Source organism: Loigolactobacillus jiayinensis, assembly GCF_003946445.1.
Classification (GTDB): Bacteria; Bacillota; Bacilli; order Lactobacillales; family Lactobacillaceae; genus Loigolactobacillus; species Loigolactobacillus jiayinensis.
This window is the reverse complement of the sequence record NZ_RHOF01000002.1, coordinates 17131-37616: the sequence shown is the minus strand read 5'-3', so window position 1 is coordinate 37616 and position 20486 is coordinate 17131. Positions and strand designations below refer to the sequence as shown.

Annotated in this window: 17 protein-coding genes; 9 read left to right on the top strand and 8 right to left on the bottom strand. The window is 42.4% G+C overall.

Translation table 11 applies throughout. The features are described 5' to 3' along the window. The first annotated feature begins 41 nt into the window (after positions 1 to 41). Positions 42 to 1649 (top strand): PTS transporter subunit EIIC, encoded by a 1608-nt coding sequence (locus EKM80_RS00975; RefSeq protein WP_125551352.1) that lies wholly within the window; start codon positions 42 to 44, stop codon positions 1647 to 1649. A 15-nt stretch (positions 1650 to 1664) separates the two neighbouring features. Then, positions 1665 to 3056 (top strand): 6-phospho-alpha-glucosidase, encoded by a 1392-nt coding sequence (locus tag EKM80_RS00970; RefSeq protein WP_386699118.1) that lies wholly within the window; start codon positions 1665 to 1667, stop codon positions 3054 to 3056. A gap of 151 nt (positions 3057 to 3207) precedes the next feature. Here the strand turns inward: EKM80_RS00970 and EKM80_RS00965 are convergent, their stop codons facing one another. Then, complete coding sequence (locus EKM80_RS00965) at positions 3208 to 7143, bottom strand: MMPL family transporter (RefSeq protein WP_125551350.1); 3936 nt, start codon at positions 7141 to 7143, stop codon at positions 3208 to 3210. Positions 7144 to 7545: 402 nt separating this feature from the next. Continuing rightward, positions 7546 to 8286 (bottom strand): peroxide stress protein YaaA, encoded by a 741-nt coding sequence (gene yaaA, locus EKM80_RS00960; protein WP_125551230.1) that lies wholly within the window; start codon positions 8284 to 8286, stop codon positions 7546 to 7548. 136 nt (positions 8287 to 8422) lie between these two features. Between yaaA and EKM80_RS00955 the strand changes: the two genes are divergently transcribed. From EKM80_RS00955 to EKM80_RS00945, 3 genes are all read left to right on the top strand, one after another. Then, positions 8423 to 8581, top strand: coding sequence for a helix-turn-helix domain-containing protein (locus EKM80_RS00955; RefSeq protein ID WP_125551229.1), 159 nt, complete (start codon positions 8423 to 8425; stop codon positions 8579 to 8581). Further along, the gene (locus EKM80_RS00950; protein ID WP_125551228.1) at positions 8553 to 8747 is read left to right on the top strand and encodes a hypothetical protein; all 195 of its coding nucleotides are present in this window, start codon (positions 8553 to 8555) and stop codon (positions 8745 to 8747) included. The genes EKM80_RS00955 and EKM80_RS00950 overlap by 29 nt, the downstream gene beginning before the upstream one ends. Positions 8748 to 8832: 85 nt before the next feature. Then, a complete protein-coding gene (locus EKM80_RS00945; protein ID WP_125551227.1) occupies positions 8833 to 9570 on the top strand; it encodes an alpha/beta hydrolase in 738 nt (245 codons plus the stop codon). Between the two features lie 19 nt (positions 9571 to 9589). Here the strand turns inward: EKM80_RS00945 and EKM80_RS00940 are convergent, their stop codons facing one another. Then, complete coding sequence (locus tag EKM80_RS00940) at positions 9590 to 10039, bottom strand: DUF2188 domain-containing protein (RefSeq protein WP_125551226.1); 450 nt, start codon at positions 10037 to 10039, stop codon at positions 9590 to 9592. 988 nt (positions 10040 to 11027) lie between these two features. Here EKM80_RS00940 and EKM80_RS00935 point away from each other — a divergent pair. Continuing rightward, entirely contained in the window at positions 11028 to 11981 is a 954-nt protein-coding gene (locus EKM80_RS00935; protein WP_125551225.1) for a zinc-binding dehydrogenase, read from the top strand. A gap of 297 nt (positions 11982 to 12278) precedes the next feature. On the opposite strand, the gene EKM80_RS00925 is transcribed toward EKM80_RS00935, so the two are convergent. Continuing rightward, entirely contained in the window at positions 12279 to 12818 is a 540-nt protein-coding gene (locus EKM80_RS00925; RefSeq protein WP_318531426.1) for a biotin transporter BioY, read from the bottom strand. 180 nt (positions 12819 to 12998) lie between these two features. On the opposite strand from EKM80_RS00925, the gene EKM80_RS00920 reads away from it, so the two are divergent. The 3 genes from EKM80_RS00920 (at position 12999) to EKM80_RS00910 (ending at position 16004) form a co-directional block, all read left to right on the top strand. Then, complete coding sequence (locus EKM80_RS00920; RefSeq protein WP_125551223.1) at positions 12999 to 14072, top strand: LCP family glycopolymer transferase; 1074 nt, start codon at positions 12999 to 13001, stop codon at positions 14070 to 14072. Between the two features lie 230 nt (positions 14073 to 14302). Beyond that, entirely contained in the window at positions 14303 to 15139 is an 837-nt protein-coding gene (locus EKM80_RS00915) for a CPBP family intramembrane glutamic endopeptidase (RefSeq protein ID WP_125551222.1), read from the top strand. Between the two features lie 187 nt (positions 15140 to 15326). After that, positions 15327 to 16004: a Crp/Fnr family transcriptional regulator gene (locus EKM80_RS00910; RefSeq protein ID WP_125551221.1), complete on the top strand. Its 678-nt coding sequence runs from the start codon at positions 15327 to 15329 to the stop codon at positions 16002 to 16004. Between the two features lie 197 nt (positions 16005 to 16201). Here EKM80_RS00910 and EKM80_RS00905 read toward each other — a convergent pair whose 3' ends face one another. The 4 genes from EKM80_RS00905 to EKM80_RS00890 form a co-directional block, all read right to left on the bottom strand. Then, entirely contained in the window at positions 16202 to 16582 is a 381-nt protein-coding gene (locus EKM80_RS00905; RefSeq protein ID WP_125551220.1) for an iron-sulfur cluster biosynthesis family protein, read from the bottom strand. Positions 16583 to 16750: 168 nt separating this feature from the next. Further along, on the bottom strand, positions 16751 to 17596 hold the full coding sequence (locus tag EKM80_RS00900) for an acetoacetate decarboxylase family protein (RefSeq protein WP_125551219.1): 846 nt from the start codon (positions 17594 to 17596) through the stop codon (positions 16751 to 16753). A 20-nt stretch (positions 17597 to 17616) separates the two neighbouring features. Then, a complete protein-coding gene (locus EKM80_RS00895) occupies positions 17617 to 18477 on the bottom strand; it encodes an SDR family NAD(P)-dependent oxidoreductase (RefSeq protein WP_125551218.1) in 861 nt (286 codons plus the stop codon). 28 nt (positions 18478 to 18505) lie between these two features. Continuing rightward, entirely contained in the window at positions 18506 to 20455 is a 1950-nt protein-coding gene (locus EKM80_RS00890) for an oxidoreductase (protein ID WP_125551217.1), read from the bottom strand. Positions 20456 to 20486 lie beyond the last annotated feature (31 nt).

Sequence of the window (20486 nt, the reverse complement as noted above, 5' to 3'; positions counted from 1 at the left end):
TGATAGATTTAGTTCAACAAGAAAAAAGAGGTGAACATGTGATGAAGGAAAAAGTAATGGATGGCCTTCAACGTTTTTCAAAAGCAATGTTCGTACCGGTACTTATTTTACCGATTGCCGGTATTTTAATTGCTGTAGGAAATATATTTACTAATCAACGTTTATTAGAAGTTGTCCCTTTTATGGACAATCCGATTACAACCGGTTTTGGAACGATACTTTCTGGATCGCTAGTTTCGATTTTAACTAACCTGGGAGTGATTTTCTGTGTTGGTTTAGCGGTTGGTTTGGCTAAAAAGAAAAAGGCTGAAGCTGGTTTTACAGCTTTGTTAGCATTTCTGGTTTTCATTAATGCCATGAATAAGTTTTTGGAACTTAGAGGAATGCTGGTCAAAGCAGAGGATTTACAAGGAACTGGCCAGGCAAGTGTTTTAGGCATTCAAATTCTTGATATGGGCGTTTTCCTAGGTATTATTCTTGGTATCACTGTAGGGGTAGTACACAATAGATTTGTTGATACTGAATTTCATAGTGCTTTTCAAATTTATGGTGGTAGTCGTTTTGTATTTATTGTTCTTATTCCTGTTACTGTGTTATTGGCAATTATTCTAACTTCTGTATGGCCATTTATCCAATCTGGAATCACCAGTCTAGGCCATTTTATCAATCAATCTGGTAACTTTGGTCTGTTCCTCTATGGTGCGTTGGAACGGTTACTTATTCCTACAGGGCTACATCATTTAGTTTATACACCGTTCTTATACACTTCTCTTGGTGGTGTAGAAACTATTGGTGGTCATGTTTATGAAGGAGCCCGTAACATCTACTACGCAGAAATGGCGGATCCTAATATTCATTTACTATCTCGTTCAGTTATCTGGGATGCTCGTGGAATCTCTAAGATGTTTGGCTTGATTGGTGCCTGCTTAGCTATGTATCAAACTGCAAAACCAGAAAATAAAGCTAAAGTTAAAGCAATTTTGATTCCTGCAGTGGTTACTTCATTTGTGGCGGGAGTCACTGAACCAATTGAATTCTCCTTTATGTTCTTAGCACCTGTATTGTTCGTTTTACATGCAGGATTAAGCGGACTAAGTATGGTTGCTTTAAATGTTTTGAACGTTCGTGCTATTGGACCAAATGGATTCCTAGATTTTCTACTTTATAATGTGCCATTGGGTATTGCCAAGACACATTGGCCAATGTATATCGTTGTCGGCATAGCATTTTTCTTTATCTATTTTGTCCTGTTCAGGTTCTTAATTCTTCGTTTTAATTTAAAAACAGTTGGTCGTGAAGATAGCTCGGAAGAAACTCGTCTATATTCTAAAAAAGATCTCAAAGAGAAAGAAGTTGTTAAGGAGGATCAGAAGCGCGGTAAGGCTGGAGATGCAGTTCCTGTTGCTACAATTATTGAAGCGATGGGTGGGGCTGATAACTTTGAAAGTGTAACTAATTGTTATACCAGATTACGTACTGTTTTAAAGGATCCTTCAGTGGTTGATGAAACAACATTAAAGAATGAGACAGGTGCTAATGCCGTCATTATTAATGGCAAGAATGTCCATGTTGTTTATGGACTTAAAGTAACTGCGGTGCGTAATGCAGTTGATGAAGCATTAGGATTTGATAATTCTGAGTTAGAATAAGGGAGGATTTAGATGATGACAAATTTAGAGAAAAAACATTCGATTATAATTGCAGGTGGTGGCAGTACTTATACTGCTGGAATCGTTATGATGTTGTTAGAAAATCAAGAACGGTTTCCGTTGCGGGCGCTTAAACTTTACGATAACGATGGCGAACGTCAGGCAATAATCGGTAAGGCTATTGCAATTGAATTACAGGAAAAAGCACCAGAAATTAAATTTGAATATACGACAGATCCAGTTGAAGCGTTCACTGATGTTGATTTCTGTTTTGCACATATCCGTTCTGGTGGTTATGAAATGCGCGAACAGGATGAAAAAATTCCATTGGCACATCACGTAGTTGGTCAAGAGACATGTGGCCCAGGAGGTATTGCGTATGGGATGCGGAGTATCGGCGATATCATTGAGTTGATTGATTTTATGGAGAAGTATTCTCCTAATTGCTGGATGCTAAATTATTCTAATCCTGCTTCAATTGTAGCTGAAGCTTGCCGGCGTTTGCGTCCAAATTCAAAAATCTTAAATATCTGTGATATGCCAGTTGGGACGCAACGGCGGATGTCACAAATTATTGGTTTAGATCCTAAAGATTTAGAAGTTCGTTATTTTGGGATGAACCATTTTGGCTGGTGGACCAGCGTTAAGGATAAGGCAGGCCATGAGTATCTGCCTGAGATTCGTGATTATGTGGCTAAAAATGGCTACTTGACTCAAGTTGAAGTTGATACGCAACATATGGATGCTAGTTGGCAAGCAACGCATAAGAAAGCACAGGATTTATTAGCAGTTGATCCTAACTATTTACCAAATACGTATCTAAAATATTATTTATATCCTGATTATGTCGTTGAACATTCTGATCCCAATTACACGCGTGCTAATGAGGTAGAAGATGGTCGTGAAAAGCGCGTTTTTGCGGCTGCGCGTAAAATTATTGAAGCAGGGACCTCTAAAGTTGGTGAATTTCCAATTGATAGTCACGCCTCGTTTATTGTTGATTTAGCATGTGCGATTGCATATAACACCCACGAACGGATGTTATTGATTGTTGAAAATAATGGGGCAATTGCTAACATTGATGATGATATTATGGTCGAAGTTCCATGTATTGTTGGTAATGATGGTCCTGAACCAATAACGCAAGGTAAGATTCCACTATTTCAACGTGGCATGATCTTAGAACAGGCAATGGTAGAGAAGCTGGTTGTTAGTGCATGGATCGATCATGATTATCAGCAATTATGGCAAGCGCTAACGTTATCTAAAACATTACCAAGTGCGCAAGTGGCTAAGGAAGTCTTAGATGATTTAATTGAAGCTAATAAAGAATATTGGCCAGAATTAAAGCAATCGCCGCTACATGTAAATTTAATTAGCGAAACACCAGTTGAAAGTCTAGCGTAGTTAAGAAAGTATCGTACAAAGCGTTAGTAGCATTGAATTTACCTGTTGTCGCGTTTGAAGCTGCAATATCTTGAATTGAACCAGCACGCCAAGTTAATTAACCGTATAAAAATAAGCCCGTCAACCATTCTGGTTGGCGAGCTTATTTTGGTTAATGCTTACGTTTCTTAATATTGTCGTTCAACTTATCTTTTAACGGATAAGTGAGATGGATCAAGCTGGAAATCACAACCGGCAAGATAATCACTAGGATGATCAGTCCGATGATGACAGCTAACGCGACTTGAATCAGCGTTAACACACCTGATGGAATCAATGCGGCGAAGGTTCCGCTTAAGATGATTGCAGCGGAGATCACTACGGCACCGATCACACCTGAAGCAGCAATGATGCGGGCACTTGGAGTACCTTCTGTGAGCCCAAACTCACGATACTTCATCATCAGGAAGATACTGTAGTCAACACCTAGGGCTACTAACATGACAAAGGCGAAGAATGGTGTGTTCCAAGTTAGCATATTCTCACCGAGCACTGCGGTACTGACCCAGCGCGTCAAGCTTAATGACGTGACATAGGCTAATAACAAAGTACCTAAAATGTAGAACGGCTGTAGAATTGAACGTGTGATCACGATCAAAGCTAACAAGATACCAATCAACATGATTGCCGCTGTCCGTGTAAAGTCGCTGCTGGCAATATGATGCGTATCAGAGATCGAAGCTGTTTGGCCACCGATTGCGACTTTGGCGCCAGATAATGGGGTGCCTTTCAATTCGTTTTGAACTTCGGTTTGCAAATTATCGATCCGTGCCATTGATTTAGCTGAACTTGGATTGGAATCCAATACGATCGTCAACTTAGTCGTGTGTTTATTGGCAGACATGTAAGTCTTGATTGCAGCGGCGAACGTTTTACCGTGCAAGACATTTGCAGGGATATAGAAGTTTTTAGCTGCAGCTGAGTTTTTCAGGCCGGTTAAGTAATCATCGGCACTGGAAACGCCAGTATTAACTTTGGTAATCCCACCGCTGGCATCGACTAAGCCATTATGCAAGGTCTGCATTTGACTAACTAGGCCTTGTAGCGTGGTGTACATCGTACGTTGGCCGTTGTCGACTTTAATCAAGCCGGCAGTTAATTGTGGTGTTTGTGCGTTCAACTGATTGGCACCACTAGCTAATTGCGTTGCACCGCTGTTTAATTGATTGACGCCGCTGGTCAAAGCAGGTACCTTGCTACTTAATGTACCGAGCCCACCAGCTAATTGACTGGTACCGCTAGTTAATGCGGCTGAATTAGCATTTAATTGACTAGCACCGCTGGCAGCAGAATCAACCCCGCCAGTATATTGTTGTAAGCCGGCTGCCAATTGGTTGATCTGACTTAGCATTTGCGATTGACCGATTGTAGCGTTGATCGTGCTTTGGCTCGTCGTATCGACACCACTACCATTGACGCCAGCATTTAATTGCGTAGCGACGCTGGAAGCTTGATTAGCGGCAGTTTGTAACTGAGCCAACGACTGCGTTAAGGTAGTCATTTGGCTTTGTAAGTCGCTGAGGCCGCTGGTAGCGCTGGCTAAATTATCGGTTTCACTTAATAACGAATCAGCATTATTGAGCATGGTTTGCATGCCGGATAATTGACTCTTTAAGCTACTAATGTCGCTGTCACTTGGTAATTGATCAGCCAAGGTCGTTAAGCCAGATAAATCAGGTAGCTGGGTTGAGCTAGCTTGTTGCTGTAACTTCGTTAATGTTGTGCCATTAGCGGATAAGTTGTTAGTCAAGCTTGCACTAGCCGTTTTAATGATCGTTTGCGCTTGAGCCTTTGAATCAGCTGTCGCGGTGGTATCATCAACTATTTTTTGTGCTGCGGCGATGACAGCTTTATCAGCTGTTGCTGCGGCGGTATCGTTGGTGCCGATCTGTTGTAACGAACTCTTTAAAGTACTTTGTGTTGTTGCCAGCGTACTTGCTTGCGTTTGTAGCGCGCTAATTTGCGATTTTGCGTCCTGTAAACTATCAAGTAGCGTGAGCATTTTCGTCAATTGTGGTTCGATTGTCTTAGCTTGGGCGACTTCTTTTTTCAAAGTCGCACTCTGGCTGCTAAGGCTTTGTAACTGACTTTGCGCACTGCTCAAGGCTGCTAATTTCGATTGATTAGCAGTTAGTGCGCTATTGATCTGGTTCACGCCACTAGCAATGCCACTATTATAGGCAGTCAAACCAGCGACAGCTAATGGTAGCTGGCTACTTTGACTAACTAAACTTTGCACACCACTAGTAACTTGGTCAGAACTACCAGCCAGCTTAGATAAGCCGCTATTTAGCTGACTAACGCCAGTTGTGTATTGGCCGAGACCATTTTGTAGGACGTAAGCGCCACTGGTTAACTGATTTACACCACTAGCTAGCGTCCCAGTTGAACTGCTCAAGGTACCGAGACCGTTGCTCAAAGTATTCGCACCACTGGCTAGTTGGCCAGTACCACTACTAAGTTGCTGGCTGCCATCAACCAGTTGATCGGTACCGCTGATCAACTGTTGCACGCTACCTAAGCCACTACTCATATTGCTTTGGCCGAGTTTGGTGCTGGCTTGATTTAAGCCACTATTGATCGTTTTGAGTCCTTTACCAGCAGTTTTCATACCGCTAGTAACCGTTCCTAACTGTTGATTTGCGTACAGTGCCTTGATTTTACTACCACCAGGTTGCGTCACCGAAGCGACAGTTTTGACACCTTTTTCTTTTTGTAATTTACGTGTGACTTGATCAATTAACTTCAGATACTGTTCTTGATCCAGTTTTTTATTAGTTTGAATGTAAAGCGTCGATGGTTCTGCAGTACCCTTAGAGAAATGATCCTGCACTACTTTGAACCCTTGCTTGGCCGGTAAACTATCACTTAACTCGGCCAGTGTATCGTAGTTAAGCTTGTTATTGTAAGTGAACAAAAACGGTAACGTCACCAACAACACGAGACCTAATGCGATGAAAGGATGTAAAACGGAATGTTTAGACAAACCGTGCCACAACTTACTATTACTAGCGCCATCAAAGGATTTGATCGGCCAGAACATCCGCTGACCTAAGGTTGCCATGAAAAAGGGGTTCAGCGTTAAGAGAACCAATAATAAGACTGCGACCCCAACGGCGACCCCGACGGCTGAACGGTAGACTGAAAACTTGGCTAGGCCCAACGCCGTAAAGCCGATGAGAATTGTCGAGCCACTATACAGAATTGTTCGACCGGCGATTCGCCGAGCATTCTTAGTCGCCGCCACCGAATCGAGTCCCTGACTCAGCTCGGCCTTGAATTGATCGTACAGCAGAATGTTATAGTCGGTCCCAATCCCGAACAACACCACAACCATAAAGACCTGTGTGAATGAAGATAAGGGGAAGTTAAAGTAATTGACTAGGTTCATGACGATACTAAGCGAGGTTACCACAGAAACCCCAACAGTTAATAGAGAGACAATCGGCACAATTGGTGAACGGAACACGAGAATCAAAACGATGAAAATGAATATCGCGGCGATAACCTCTGTTTTTTTGATACCTTCTTCAGTTGCTTGACTGAAAGCATCAGTTAGAATATCACTACCAGTCACATATGTTTTGACCCCAGCAGTTTTAGCTGCTTTAGTGATATCGATATTCATTTTACGAACGGTCGATTTCTTGCTGACCATTAATTGAACCAACTGTGTTGACTTATCTTTAGAAATCAGTTGTTTGCGCGTCGCAGCATTATCGTTGGCGGCGGTGACTGATTTAACATGGTACTGCTGCTTATTGGTGCGTAATTTATGCACTGTCTGGGCAACATTGTCCTTTTGTGTAGCGGTTAATTTATGATTGCCATTGCTGAAAACAACAACAACTTGCCGCGTATTACCCTGTCCACGGCCCCAACTGTCTTGCATGACGCTGGCTACTTGGCTTTGCGCTGATGCAGGAATCTTGGTTTGACCATATTCACGAATTAATCGTGTCGTATTGGGCATGGCAACTAGGGCGATAATAACCACCACTAGCCAAGCCACCAACGCCCCAACATGGCGTTCCAAAAAACGTTTCACTCGACTCATCTCTCTCACTAATTTTTACTAAATGAAAATACCCACTGAAACCACCAATTCTACAATGTTTGTATGCAACTATCTTACTCATTTTTTTATGTTTGTCAATTACTTTGGATGTCCATTATAGACTTTTATTACCGTGCGAGCCTTTACAAATGCTTATAGATAGACACTTGTTGCATTTCAAAATTAATGCTGCGGACGTATAAAATAACGTCAGTGTTGGGATTTTAGTGTGTGGTTTGTGGCGGTTAAACTTACTACAGTGATCAGTCATTGGCACAACTTTTTGTGGCAGGCATGAATGAAAGTTAACGGCAACTCGAATATTTGTTGCAACGCTGAAGTTTTATAAAGTTAAGCGCGCTGAGCAAATAAAAAAGACTAAACGTATGTAGTTTAGTCAAGAAAAACTAATTTAGTTGGTGTCGATAAGTCAGGCATATAATGGTAGCTTAAATGTGTGAATTCGTGTAATTCAGTGAGTTGTTGAACCTTGTTTTCCGCCATAAAACGAACCATTTCGCCGCGCGCCATTTTAGCTAAGGTGGCGCGCGTTTTGATTTTACCATCGATCCAGTGACCGAAAATGATATCGACCATTTCAGTGTTTGGTTGCAGATAACGGCGAATAATTTTAGCATATTCTTGTGAGGCTAAATTAACGATGGGTTCTGGCTGGGTTTGTAGTGCCTGATAGGGTTTCGCACCCCAAAAATCATATAGGTTGACGCTTTGACCGACAGTTAAGCGCGCTTGCATTTCTAAACGATAGGGAACGACACCGTCAAAGGGCCGCAAAATACCATAAAAACCGGAGAGAATCCGTAAATTAGCTTGAACGTAAGCTAATGCTGGCGCGGAAAAAACATCTGGGGCCATGTACTGATATTGAATACCACTAAAAGCGATCAGCGCTGGTGTTAGTTGTTGCTGGAGATCAAGTTGTTGCAGCCAATCATAGTTACTGTGGGCTAATTTGTCATTGCATTGCCATAACGTTTGTAATTCAGCGAAAGAGCGCTGGCGCATGCTGGCTAAGATTTGCTGCGTGGCAGCTAAATATTGGGGTAAGGCCGCGATAGCAAATGAGTCAGTGTCAATTTTCATTTTCTTAGCTGGGGCGATAATGATTTTCATGAGTAAACCCCGCATTTAGTAATTATCTTTATTTTAGCAAAGATTATGCCTGCAAAACTAGTTTGTCAAACGAATTTGCGAGGTAAATAGAGGATAGCTTTATATACTTAGATTGTGAACATGAGGCGGGATGCTAATGATTATTGGTGAGCAGTTGCAGCAATGTCGCCAGCAGCAGAATTTAACACAAGCGGCTATTGCTGTGAAATTAAATGTGTCGCGGCAGGCAATTTCTAATTGGGAAAATTCACGAAGCTATCTGGATATTGAACGCAGTATTCATTTGGCTGACTAGTTTGTTTGCCGATATTATTTTGCGCCGGCACCACCTGATTGTGCCAGAATTAGATGACCCACTTAGCCGATATCAGCTTAAATTACGTTTGACCGCTAGTTTTATTGTAACTGTCGGCTTATTTAGTGCCTTAGTGATTTATTTATTATTATGGTTAATCGCTTAAATTAAGCTTAACAAAGCCCTGATTCAACTTACGGCTTCTGGTGAATATGGTATCATGAAGTATATCGTTAAGAGGGGTTAACTTCATGAAAAAGCGCACCAAAATTCTGCTCGGGGTCGTTGTAGCATTGTTAGTTTTGTTGTCTGGTGGCTGGTTTTATTTGCGTAGTCAAATTCATCAGCCCCAGCCAGCCGCTGAAACAGCTGCTAAACAGGCCAGTACGACGCAGCCAGAATTAATTTTCAAAAGTAAATTAACAACAACACCAATGGTCGTTTTTTATCCTGGTGCATTAGTAGAACCAGCTAGTTATAGTGTTTGGGCTAAGCAAGTAGCCGCCGCGGGTTATCCGGTTTATATCGTGCGCTTTCCCATGGATCTTGCCGTGTTGGCACCCAACAAGGCTGATCACGTGTTGAAGGAATCTAAGCGTGATTACGTGATTGGCGGTCATTCGCTCGGCGGTGTTATTGCTAGTCGCTATGCGCAACAAAATCAAGAGCGCCTAAAGGGTGTCTTCTTCCTTGCCAGCTATCCGGATGCGAAGGGTAGCCTGCGTTCGACGGTTCTACCAGTTTTATCGATCACAGCTAGTCGGGATGGTGTATTGGACCAATCCGCTTACCGCAAAGCAAAGCGCAATTTACCTAAGCAGACTAAGTATGTGCAGATCAAAGGTGGTAATCACGCTGGTTTTGGTAATTATGGTAAACAAAAAGGCGATCACACCGCCACAATCAGTAATCAAGCACAACAAAAACAAGTTGCCCAAAATCTGATCAAGTGGCTTAAAGGTATTAATAAAAAAGAAAATCCCATGTAATGGGATTTTTTTAGTCAAACTATTTCCGTGGTGTGACTTCATCTTGTAGGCTGCCATCTTTACGATAAATTTTGATCGCTGAATCTTTATTGCGGGCAATCTCGCGGGCACGCTTAATGGCTGCTTCCTTGCTGGCAAGCACTTCACTGGCTTGTTTTGCGCCTTCTGCCATTACCGCCCAGCCGTCTTCTTGATGACGGACGATTTCATTAGCATCAATTAGTTCTGGATTACTACGTTGTTCGTGTTGGTCATGTTTTGCTGGGTTTGCTTCTTTGCGGTAGGCCGCTTTTTCTTGATTGCTAGCATTATCGTGCCACTTTTCGGCTTGACTGATGGCGATAGGGATCGCGCGCTCATCAGGATAACCGCTTGCTAAAAGGGCATTGCCGATATCGATTGCTTTTTTACGGACCAATTCAGGCAAGTTTTTCATTGAGGTAGGGTAGTCGCGCATATTCCAAGGCATAGTTGGAACCTCCTTAATCGTTGTTCTAATCCAAGTTTAAGCGAGATCAACGATGTAAAGAAAGAAATATGCACACTGGCGATTACGTTTGCGTATTTGTTATTATTTAGTAATTTTCAAATTAATCTTGTTATTTCGTCACGTATTATTCATATTCTGTGGGTATAGTAGTCCATATAGAGATGAAGGACCCCACCTGATTCCCTAACCCAAAACTTAATTTTTCATTATTTCCCCAAAATGATGAAAACCCAACTCCTTTTCCAGCGTAAGCCCATACGCTGGTTTTTTATTTGCTTCAATGTGAAGCTTTACTTTTCTATAAGCATTTTTTCAATTTAATACACTGATTTCATCACGCATTATTCATATTCTGTGGGTATAGTAGTCTACATAGAGATGAAGGACCCCACCTAAATCCCTAACCCAAAACTTAATTTTTCATCATTTCCCCAAAGTGATGAGAACCCAACTCCTTTTCCAGCGTAAGCCCATACGCTGGTTTTTTATTTGTTTCAACGTGAAGCTTTACTTTTCTATAAGCATTTTTTCAATTTAATACACTGATTTCATCACGCATTATTCATATTCTGTGGGTATAGTAGTCTACATAGAGATGAAGGACCCCACCTAAATCCCTAACCCAAAACTTAATTTTTCATCATTTCCCCAAAGTGATGAGAACCCAACTCCTTTTCCAGCGTAAGCCCATACGCTGGTTTTTTATTTGCTTCAATGTGAAGCTTTACTTTTCTATAAGCATTTTTTCAATTTAATACACTGATTTCATCACGCATTATTCATATTCTGTGGGTATAGTAGTCTACATAGAGATGAAGGACCCCACCTAAATCCCTAACCCAAAACTTAATTTTTCATCATTTCCCCAAAGTGATGAAAACCCAACTCCTTTTTCCAGCGTAAGCCCATACGCTGGTTTTTTTGTGCCATGCTATACTGGGAATTATTCAGAAAGGAATGACGAGCAATGCAGGCTTTATATTTTGAGCAATTCGGTGGGGTGGAACAGCTGAAGTACGGTGAGCTACCGCAACCGCAGCCACACGATGATCAAGTTTTAATTAGGATCAAGGCCTGTGGCTTAAACTTTGCCGATATTTATCGCTTGCGTGGCAATTATCATATTGCGCCGCATACCCCTTATATTAATGGTTACGAGGGTGCTGGGGTGATTGCTGCAGTTGGGACGGCTGTAACTGAGTATCAGGTTGGGCAGCGGGTTTTCTTTGCTGACGTGCCGTTGGCGCAGGCAGAATATGTCGTTACACAGCCAGAAAAATTAATTCCGTTACCAGATACAATCAGTTTTAAATTAGCGGCTAGCATCGCCTTACAGGGCCTAACTGCTGATTTCTTAGCCCATGATCTAGGTTGTGATCAGCCGGGGACCACTGTTTTTGTACATGGTTTAACTGGTGGTGTGGGCCAAATATTAGCGCAAATGTTGACTGCTGATGGCATTAATGTGGTTGGCGTTACCGGTAGCGAAACGAAACGACAACTGGCATTAAAACAAGGCGCGCAACAAGTTTTCTTGCGAACAGACGACTGGATAAAACAGGTCCAAGTTGGAACGCCGATCATGACGGTATATGACGGTGTAGGCGCAACCTTAGCGGATAGTTTAGCTATCGTACAACCACGCGGTAAAGTTGTTTTCTTCGGTATGGCCGCTGGTGACCCAGCACCACTTGATCCAGTGAAAATGTTAAATAGTTCTAAAAGTCTACTGACAGGCGATTTATGGGATTATTTAGATAGTGGTCAAGCGCGCTTGAAACGCAGCCAGCGCCTATTTAGTTATTTTCAAGCTGGTAAAATTCAGTTAACAGCTGCACAACAATTTTCCTTAGCGGATGGCCGTGCAGCCTATCAGGCCTTACTAAATGAACATACCGGTAAAATCATTTTGACGCTGTAAAATAAATAGCGTGATGTAATGCGCAGCGGGGATTAAACGCATGCTGGCAAAAAGGGCACGCGCCAGTTTGGTATTGCCTCCAGGTCAGTTCGTGTTGACAATTACCGCAGCAAACGACTTTTCCGGTGGTCGTAGTTGGTAGCGGCACAAAATGATGATCACGCAAAGCATCGTGACAGTGGTAACAGGCAAAGTATTGCTGACACTGTGCACATTTGTTAGCCACGATGTCATTATCAGTGTGATAATGTTGGCAACGGCCAGCTGCGTCCAGCGCTAGACCATAAATCAGCGCGCTCAACTTTCTGGCACCATATTTAATTGCCGTAAGCGCCGGTGTAGTGCAATTGCTACGCCTGATTTTAACAAGTCACCAGGAATGAAGACTAAGCCCGCTAATATCGCTTTGGGTAACGCTAAATTGGTTGTGAAGCTGAGCCAAAGTACACCGCAGAGATTGATAAATAAAACGCCGATCAAAATGGTGGCACCAATTTCCCAACCTAAATAGTGATGGCCGCGCAACAAGGTTCCTAATAGGAAAGGTGTCACCAACCAAGCGTAGATGTAGCCAGCAGTGGGGCCAACAAAAACGGCTGCACCGCCGTGGCCACCGGATAATACGGGGAAGCCGATAAAGGCGAGCACGACGAACAAACCAACGGCGAAGCTACCATTTTTACGACCTAATAACAAACTGGCTAAAATAATACCCATATTTTGTAAGACCAAGGGTACAGGAATTAGGCCGATTGGAATTGGTGGAATATAACCAAGAATAATGATTACCGCAATTGTGATCGCTATGTAAGTAATATCGTGCGTTTTGATGTGCATAAGAGGCACTCCTTTTTCGTTAACCTGTTTATTTTTACGGTTAACGTTAGCTATAAAATACCACGTATAGTAATTTTTTCCAAGTAAAAGATTAAATTTGTTAAAAAGTTACAGCTATACCGATTAAAAACGGTTAAACTAATGATGATGTGACTTTAATATAAGGTAGGTTAGGGGAAAATGGATCAGCAAACACGGCGTGATCAGCACGGCAATAAAAAACGCAAACATTTAGGTTTGAAAATTACATTGACGATCGTTGCATTGTTAGTCATTGGGGTTGGTGCAGTTTTTGGTATGATGTGGCACCAAACACAGTCAACGTTTAATAAGATTTATGACAATAATGGTGCCAAGCATGATACGACAATTAAGCAGAAAAAGCCATTTTCAATTTTGCTGCTAGGTGCCGATACGGGCGCTGATGGCCGTATCAGTCGTGGTAATTCCGATACGATCATGGTGGTTACGATAAATCCGAACACACACAAGACATTAGTTTATAGTGTGGCCCGCGATACGATGGCAGAGATGGTTGGTACTAAGTCATTAAACGTTCAAAAGTTAAATGCAGCTTACAATATTGGCGAGTCAAAAATGGCTAAAGCTAGTGTTAAAAAATTAGTAAATGTACCAATTAATTATTATGCGGCGATCAACATGGGCGGATTAGAGAAAATTGTTGACGCCGTTGATGGCATAACGATCACAACGTCAATTGATGTCACATTTGACGGCACGACGATCACAAAAGGCAAGCACCATTTAAACGGGAAGCAAGCTTTGGCCTATTCACGGATGCGTTATCAAGATCCACGTGGTGACTATGGCCGGCAATTACGCCAGCAACAAGTAATGATGGCTGTTTTGAAAAAATTGGCGACACCAAGCGGCATTACTAAGTACAATACGTTAATGAAGGAATTGGAACCTTATTTACGTACGGATATTACGTTAGATGACGCAGTAAAATTAGCAACTGATTATCGCGGTAATTTAGATAATGTGACTTCAAAGCAATTGGAAGAAAAATCGGCAACGATTAACGGGAGTTCTTATCAAGTACCATCGACGGAAACCTTGCAGTCAGTTTCTGATGAATTACGAACTCAGTTAGGCTTATCTAAGGAAACGTTGAGTAATCAAAATACACGTTTGAACAAATTAAATGCTGCTTTCTTTAACGATGATAACAGCACGAGTTACGACACAGATGGTGCTGTGACGCAGTATTACACCAATACAACGTATTAACAGTAAGGCGCTAAAACGAATTTTGTTGCGGCGTCTTATTTTATTGCGTTATTTTAATATTACGATTAAATAAAAAATAATTGCACAACACCCCATATTTAGCGTAAGCTAGTTAAGGGTCAATTTTGGCCAAAGTTAGTGTGTATCAGAAATTAGTTCACGCAATATTTGTATATAAAAGTATAGAGTGCGCTAAAAATGGACACACACTAGTTAGACGGAGGAAAAACATGCAACACGTTAAAAAAATTGTGCAAGTAATCTTGATTGCGCTAGGCTGGTTTATTTTGGCGCAATTACTGACGCTACTACTCCAGTACCTACTTTTACGGCACATAGCAGTGTTAAATCAAGGTTTAGGTGCGGTAGCAACACAATTATTCAGTACAGGTATTTTAGTGCTATTACTATATTTCTATTATCGGCGCCGCGATCCACAAGTCTTGCCACTACCACGGCAAAAATGGTTTCGCTACTGTGGCTTGGGTTATCTTGCTGGCTTATTCTTCTTTACCTTAGTTTGGTTGGGAACTTTAGGTCTCAATGCAGCGTCAGTTCATGTCGTTTTACACACTCAAGCTTGGTTTTGGTTATTAATTTTATTTGTTGGTTACGTGATTCAGGCGATTAGTGAAGAATTACTAACTCGCGGCTATATGGTCGGTAAATTATTAAAAACTGAGCGTGTCTATGTTGTGATCATTATTAATTCACTGGTTTTTGCCGGTTTACATTTAATGAATACTGGTATTAACGGATTGGCGTTTATCAATATTTTAGCCTTTAGTATTCTGCTAACGCTGTTACGGCTGCGTTTTGATAACCTATGGGTCGCCATCGCTTTTCATAGTGCTTGGAATTTTGCGGAAGGGCCACTGTTTGGTGTGCCTGTTTCTGGCGGGGTTAGTGATGCACTAGTGCTGAAGACCACATCACATTTAGGCTTTGACTTAGTTAACGGTGGTAGCTTCGGTTTCGAAGGCGGCTTCGTCATTTTATTGGTGCTGCTGATCGCCATCGCCGGGTTAGTTTGGTGGGAAATTCAGCGGCCGAAAATTAATGATTGATAGGCAACTATAGGGATTATAAATAGCACTATTTTGTCATTTTGGTTAAAGGCATCATTCACAATACAGCCGGCACACAATGGAATTACAAATAGATGTACATTAAGTGGAATTCTTGATTTCAATCAATTTTTTTATTTTAGTTTGGGACTATAATAGAACTAAAATATAAATGGAGGCGGAAATCATGGTACACGATGCAGATCATGCAGAACAGTGCATAAAATTAGTTCCGATCTTTCAAACGTTGTCTGACGCTGAGCGCGCACAAATTGCGCCACTAGTACAGCATCGCCACTACGCATCAGGGGAAAGTGTCTTTGCGGCTGGTGACATTGTGGGCTCACTGATGATCGTTGCGCACGGACAAGTAAAAATCACGCAAATTGCGGCAAATGGGAAAGAACAGCTACTGTATCTGCTGAATCCTGGCGATTTCGATGGTGAAGCGGCGCTGTTTACTGCGAGTACGCGCCAAAACTTTGGCACAGCGTTAGCAGCAACGGATGTCTGCATGATTCGGCGTCAAGATTTCCAAAAACAACTCCAAACCTCGCCCCAATTAGCTTTGAATATTTTGAATGCCTTTGGCCAACGATTGGCTAGTGTAGCCGAACAATCAACCCAAGCAACCACTGCTTCGATTGAAGAACGTTTAGCCAACTACTTACTGGAAACAGCAGGGGATCAAACTGATGAATTCAAATTACCAATGAAGAAAAAAGATATTGCCAGTTATTTAGGCACTACACCAGAAACAATCAGTCGCAAGTTCCGCGACTTTACTGATGCTGGTTTGATCGAAAAATTAGCGGTCAACCGTTTCCGCATTTTAGACGCTGACGGATTAGCGTTAATTGAATAATAAAAACGAGAGTGTGCCATAAGACGGTTAGCTCCTGAGCATTAGCATAGATTGACGAATAATCCATGTAGTGGATTATTTGGCGATCGTAGCTAAGCGGAAGGAGCTGTCTTATGGCACACGTTTTGACTATAATGTTCGGCAATAAAAAAGCGAGAGTGCGATCTAAGTTTACTTAGGTCGCACTCTCGCTTTTTTTAGCGGGCAGGATTTTCTTTAAGTCCATCTGCTTCGGTGAAATCAATCAAGCCAAGATTATTGTCGATTAATCCGCCATCACCAGAGAGACTAAGTGTGTTTAAGTGAGTGTTTAAATGGACCACCATATTTTCGTCGAGACTATCCATCGAATAGCCCTTAACTAGTAGATCGCCGATATTACTGGTAATTGTTTGATCGTAACCAGTAATGTCCATGTCGTCAGTAATAATGTTGATTGAGAATTGAACTTGCATGTGGATCATTGCGTGCTGCGAATACGGGCCAACACCATCTTCAAAGGTAAATAAAAGTTTTTTGCCGGGGACTAAATGCTGTTGTAACTTAGCCACTGCGGCGTCATCAAAACGGATTTGCATGCGTCTCACCTCGTTTTTATTTAGAAGTGGCTTAAGTATAGAGCGTTTAGCCGATACTGGCAATTTATTTAGCTTGAACGAGAGTGTGGCATAAGACGGTTAAACTATAATATTTGGCAATAAAAATGAGACTGCGACATAATTTTATTTATATCACAGTCTCTAAAGTTAGATGATAAAGGTTGTTGCACGCGGATTAACAATACCACGGTCGTAGCGACCAGTTAATAAGTATGGAACAACTTCATCGGCGTCAGCAGCTTCCAAATCAATTGTGTTATGCATTACGGAGGAAGCCACATGATACCAGGCGGCCCCTAGTGGTTTAACTACTTTTAATTCGCCATAAGGGTCATCGGCAGAGGAGGCTACTTTGATTTCTAGACTACCTGGTTCCAAACGGTCAGTAATGACGGCTTGTTGTGTGCTGACTAATTTAGCATCATGGAATGTATTAGTGCCGTCTGGGGCTTGATCTAGTTGATATTTATAGAATAAGCTAGCTTGCTCAACTTGACTGTTTAGCTTCAGTTGACTAAAAACCTGTTGCGCTGTTTGCGGATCATTTGGTGTGCCTGCAGTCCAATTGACTTCCAATAAACGAACACCGTGCCGTTCAACGATAGCTGTCGCTGATTGGTCATTGCGGCGAATCTCCATATGGTCGGCGAACTTTTTAGGGATGCCGGCACCCTCGCGGCCAGAAATAATACCTGTTTCTGCACCTGGGCCGTGAAGCATTAAATTAAATGGATAAGCGCCAACGACTTTATCACGGTAATTGGCTAAAACGTAGAGTACCGATTCCAGATAGGGGCCACCGAAGCTGGGTTTGCCCATTTGTACGACATAGCCACAGACCATAGGAGCAACTAACTTTAATGGCGGTGGTAATAACTTGGCTAAGACTTCAGCTGGTGCTGCATAGGCAAACATGATACCTTCTTGATCATCAAGCCGTGGCCGTACCAGAAACTGTTTCATTTCACTAGGATCAACGCGAAAACTACTCATTATTGGAACCTCCTTTTAGGCTACATTAAACCGTCCATAACCGAAACATCAGGGCCGTCACCATTAACGATACGTTTAACACGATCGCCAATTAATGTGTTGAAAACAGGGTGAGTTAGAATATAAAACTCGTCATCTTCAATTGCTTGGAATACGGTTAGTGCAATTGAGTCGATTGGCATGCCACTTTCGATAACGTATTTAGCGAATTGCTGGCCACCCTTAAAGATATCACTTTGATAGTAAGGATCATCTGGGGCTTGATAACGTTCGGGCCGGCGATCTTCGGTATGATAGAGATCAGTTTGGACAAAGCCAGGGCACATAACGGATAGTTTGATGTTTGCGCCGGCCCGTTGTAGATCATAGGCGGTGGCTTCCGTTAAACCGACACTGGCGAATTTGCTAGCGTGATACGCAGGCATTCCTGGTGTGTCGATCAAACCAGCAATCGAAGCGACGTTGACAATATGACAGGCTGTTTTTTGCTTCAACATAATTGGGATCACGCGTTGTAGCGCGTAAACTTGGCTCATTAAGTTGATGTGCATGATCCATTCCCAGTCGCGGGAAGGTAACTGCCAAACAGTCCCCGGCAAGGCGATTCCTGCGTCATTGATCAGCAAATCGATTTGGCCAAAACGCGCCATAGCGGCTTTAACCATTTTATCGACGTCTTCTTCTAATGAAACATCAACGGTAATGCTTTCCACTTGGGCGCCTAGATCAGCGACTTGTTGAACGGACCGTTTTAAAGCTGGTTCATCGATATCTGCTAAGACTAACTTCATGCCGCGGCGCGCTGCTTCTTGGGCTAATTCAGCACCGAAACCATGGGCTGCACCAGTGATCAGCGCAACGCGATCTTTGAAATCTTTCATGTTATAAACTCCTCCCATTAAGGCTTAATTAATCGTTATCAAAAACGTAAGCTTTCGTGTAGCCGTCGCGCATCGCTTCGGCAATTCTGCCACTAGCTTGTGCGTCACCAATCACTTTTGTTTGCTCAAAAGCTTCGGTGAATGGTGCACTAACGCTGGTATCAGGTGTAACGCCTAAAGCGAGAACAACGGTATCGGCAGCAATATCTGACATGCCATGATTGATCATGTCGAGCACCTTAATTCCATGTTCACCAGCCCCAACTAGTCGTTTACCAGTTAAAATTGTTGGTTGATATTTATTCAATCGTTGCATTAAGTCGATTAAAATGGTTGCATTAACGCCGACACCGACTTTAGCCTGCATTTCTACAATTGTGACTTCATGACCTTCACTGGCGAGTTTTTCCGCAGTTTCTAAACCAGTCATACTACCGCCGATTACGGCCACTTTACCGGTGACAGGTGCTTTACCCGCCAAATAAGCGCCAGCAATAACGACATTTTTACCGGCCATACCTGGGACTTGTGGGACGATTGGTTTCGCGCCACTAGCGATGAAGACGCCGGCTGGCTTCAAGGCTTGAACCTTTTCAACCGTCGCTTTTTCGTTTAAATGAATGTCAATATTTGAATTAGCCTCAACTTGATTGATCAACTGATGATCTAATAAAGTAATTTTATCTTTGAGTGGTGTTTTATCGGCAATATTTAACGTACCACCTAAGACTTTGCGCTGTTCAAATAGTGCTACCTTGAAGCCACGTTCAGCTAATGTTTTAGCTGCAGTCATGCCACCAGGGCCACCACCGATAACGGCGACGGACCGTTGCGCACCATTTTTATTCAAGCAGGCAAATTCACGTTCACGACCTAAACGTGGATTGACGGCACAGATAATATGTTGGCCAGCTTGTAAAGCGCCAAAGCAGAGTAGGCAGCCGATACAAGTTGTGATCTGATCACTATGACCAGTTTCAGCTTTACGCGCCCAATCTGGATCAGCTAAAGTTGCCCGCGCTACACCGATGTAGTCACAAACAGCGGTATCAAGCAGCTGCTCAGCAACTTCTGGGGTTTTAATGTTGTTGACGGCGATGACTGGAATTTTCACATTAGCTTTAATTGTCTTGGCCAGATTTTGTTTCCATCCTTGAGCGTATGAACCAGGCTCGACAATGGTTGGGGCACTTTCATAAATCCCGCTGGAAACGTTGATGGCGTCGATACCATAGCTTTCCAGAGTACGTGCAATTTTTACGCTATCGGCGATTTTCAAACCGCCAGCGACAAATTCATCGGCGCTAATGCGGACGCTAATTGGAAAATCAGCACCGCACATGTATTTGATACCGGTGATAATTTCTTGAAGGATGCGGAGACGATTGTGGAAACTACCACCATAGCGATCCGTTCGGTGATTGGAATAAGGTGAAAGAAATTCGTTGATCAAGTAACCATGAGCAGCATGGATTTCAATGCCGTCAATACCTGCAGTTTTCGCAATCACAGCCCCTTTAATGTAGGCCTTAATTAGTGCTTGCACTTCATCAGTGGTCAAAGCACGCGGCACTTCTTTAACGGTTTTATCGGCAATTGCTGACGGCGCAACAATTTGTTGACCGTTGATCAGTTGAGCGGTAGTTTCGCGACCAGGATGATGTAATTGAACAAAAATTTTTGTATCGTATTTATGCACAGCATCAGCTAAGCGTTGTAGTTGGGGAATTTGTTTTGGATCAGTGACGGCTAATTGTTTGTAGGTTGCTACGCCGTATTTATCGTCAATTCGAGTCACTTCAGTAATGATCAAACCAACACCGCCACGTGCACGTTCAGCATAGTAGCGAATAATATCATCACTTGCTTCACCATTGGTACGCGCCAGTGATACGCCCATTGCTGGCATGACGACGTGATTTTTCAAGGCTAATTTACCAATTCTTCCAGATTGAAAAAGTTTTGGAAAGACAGTCATTAAGAAAACCTCCTTAAATTGTGAAAAAATG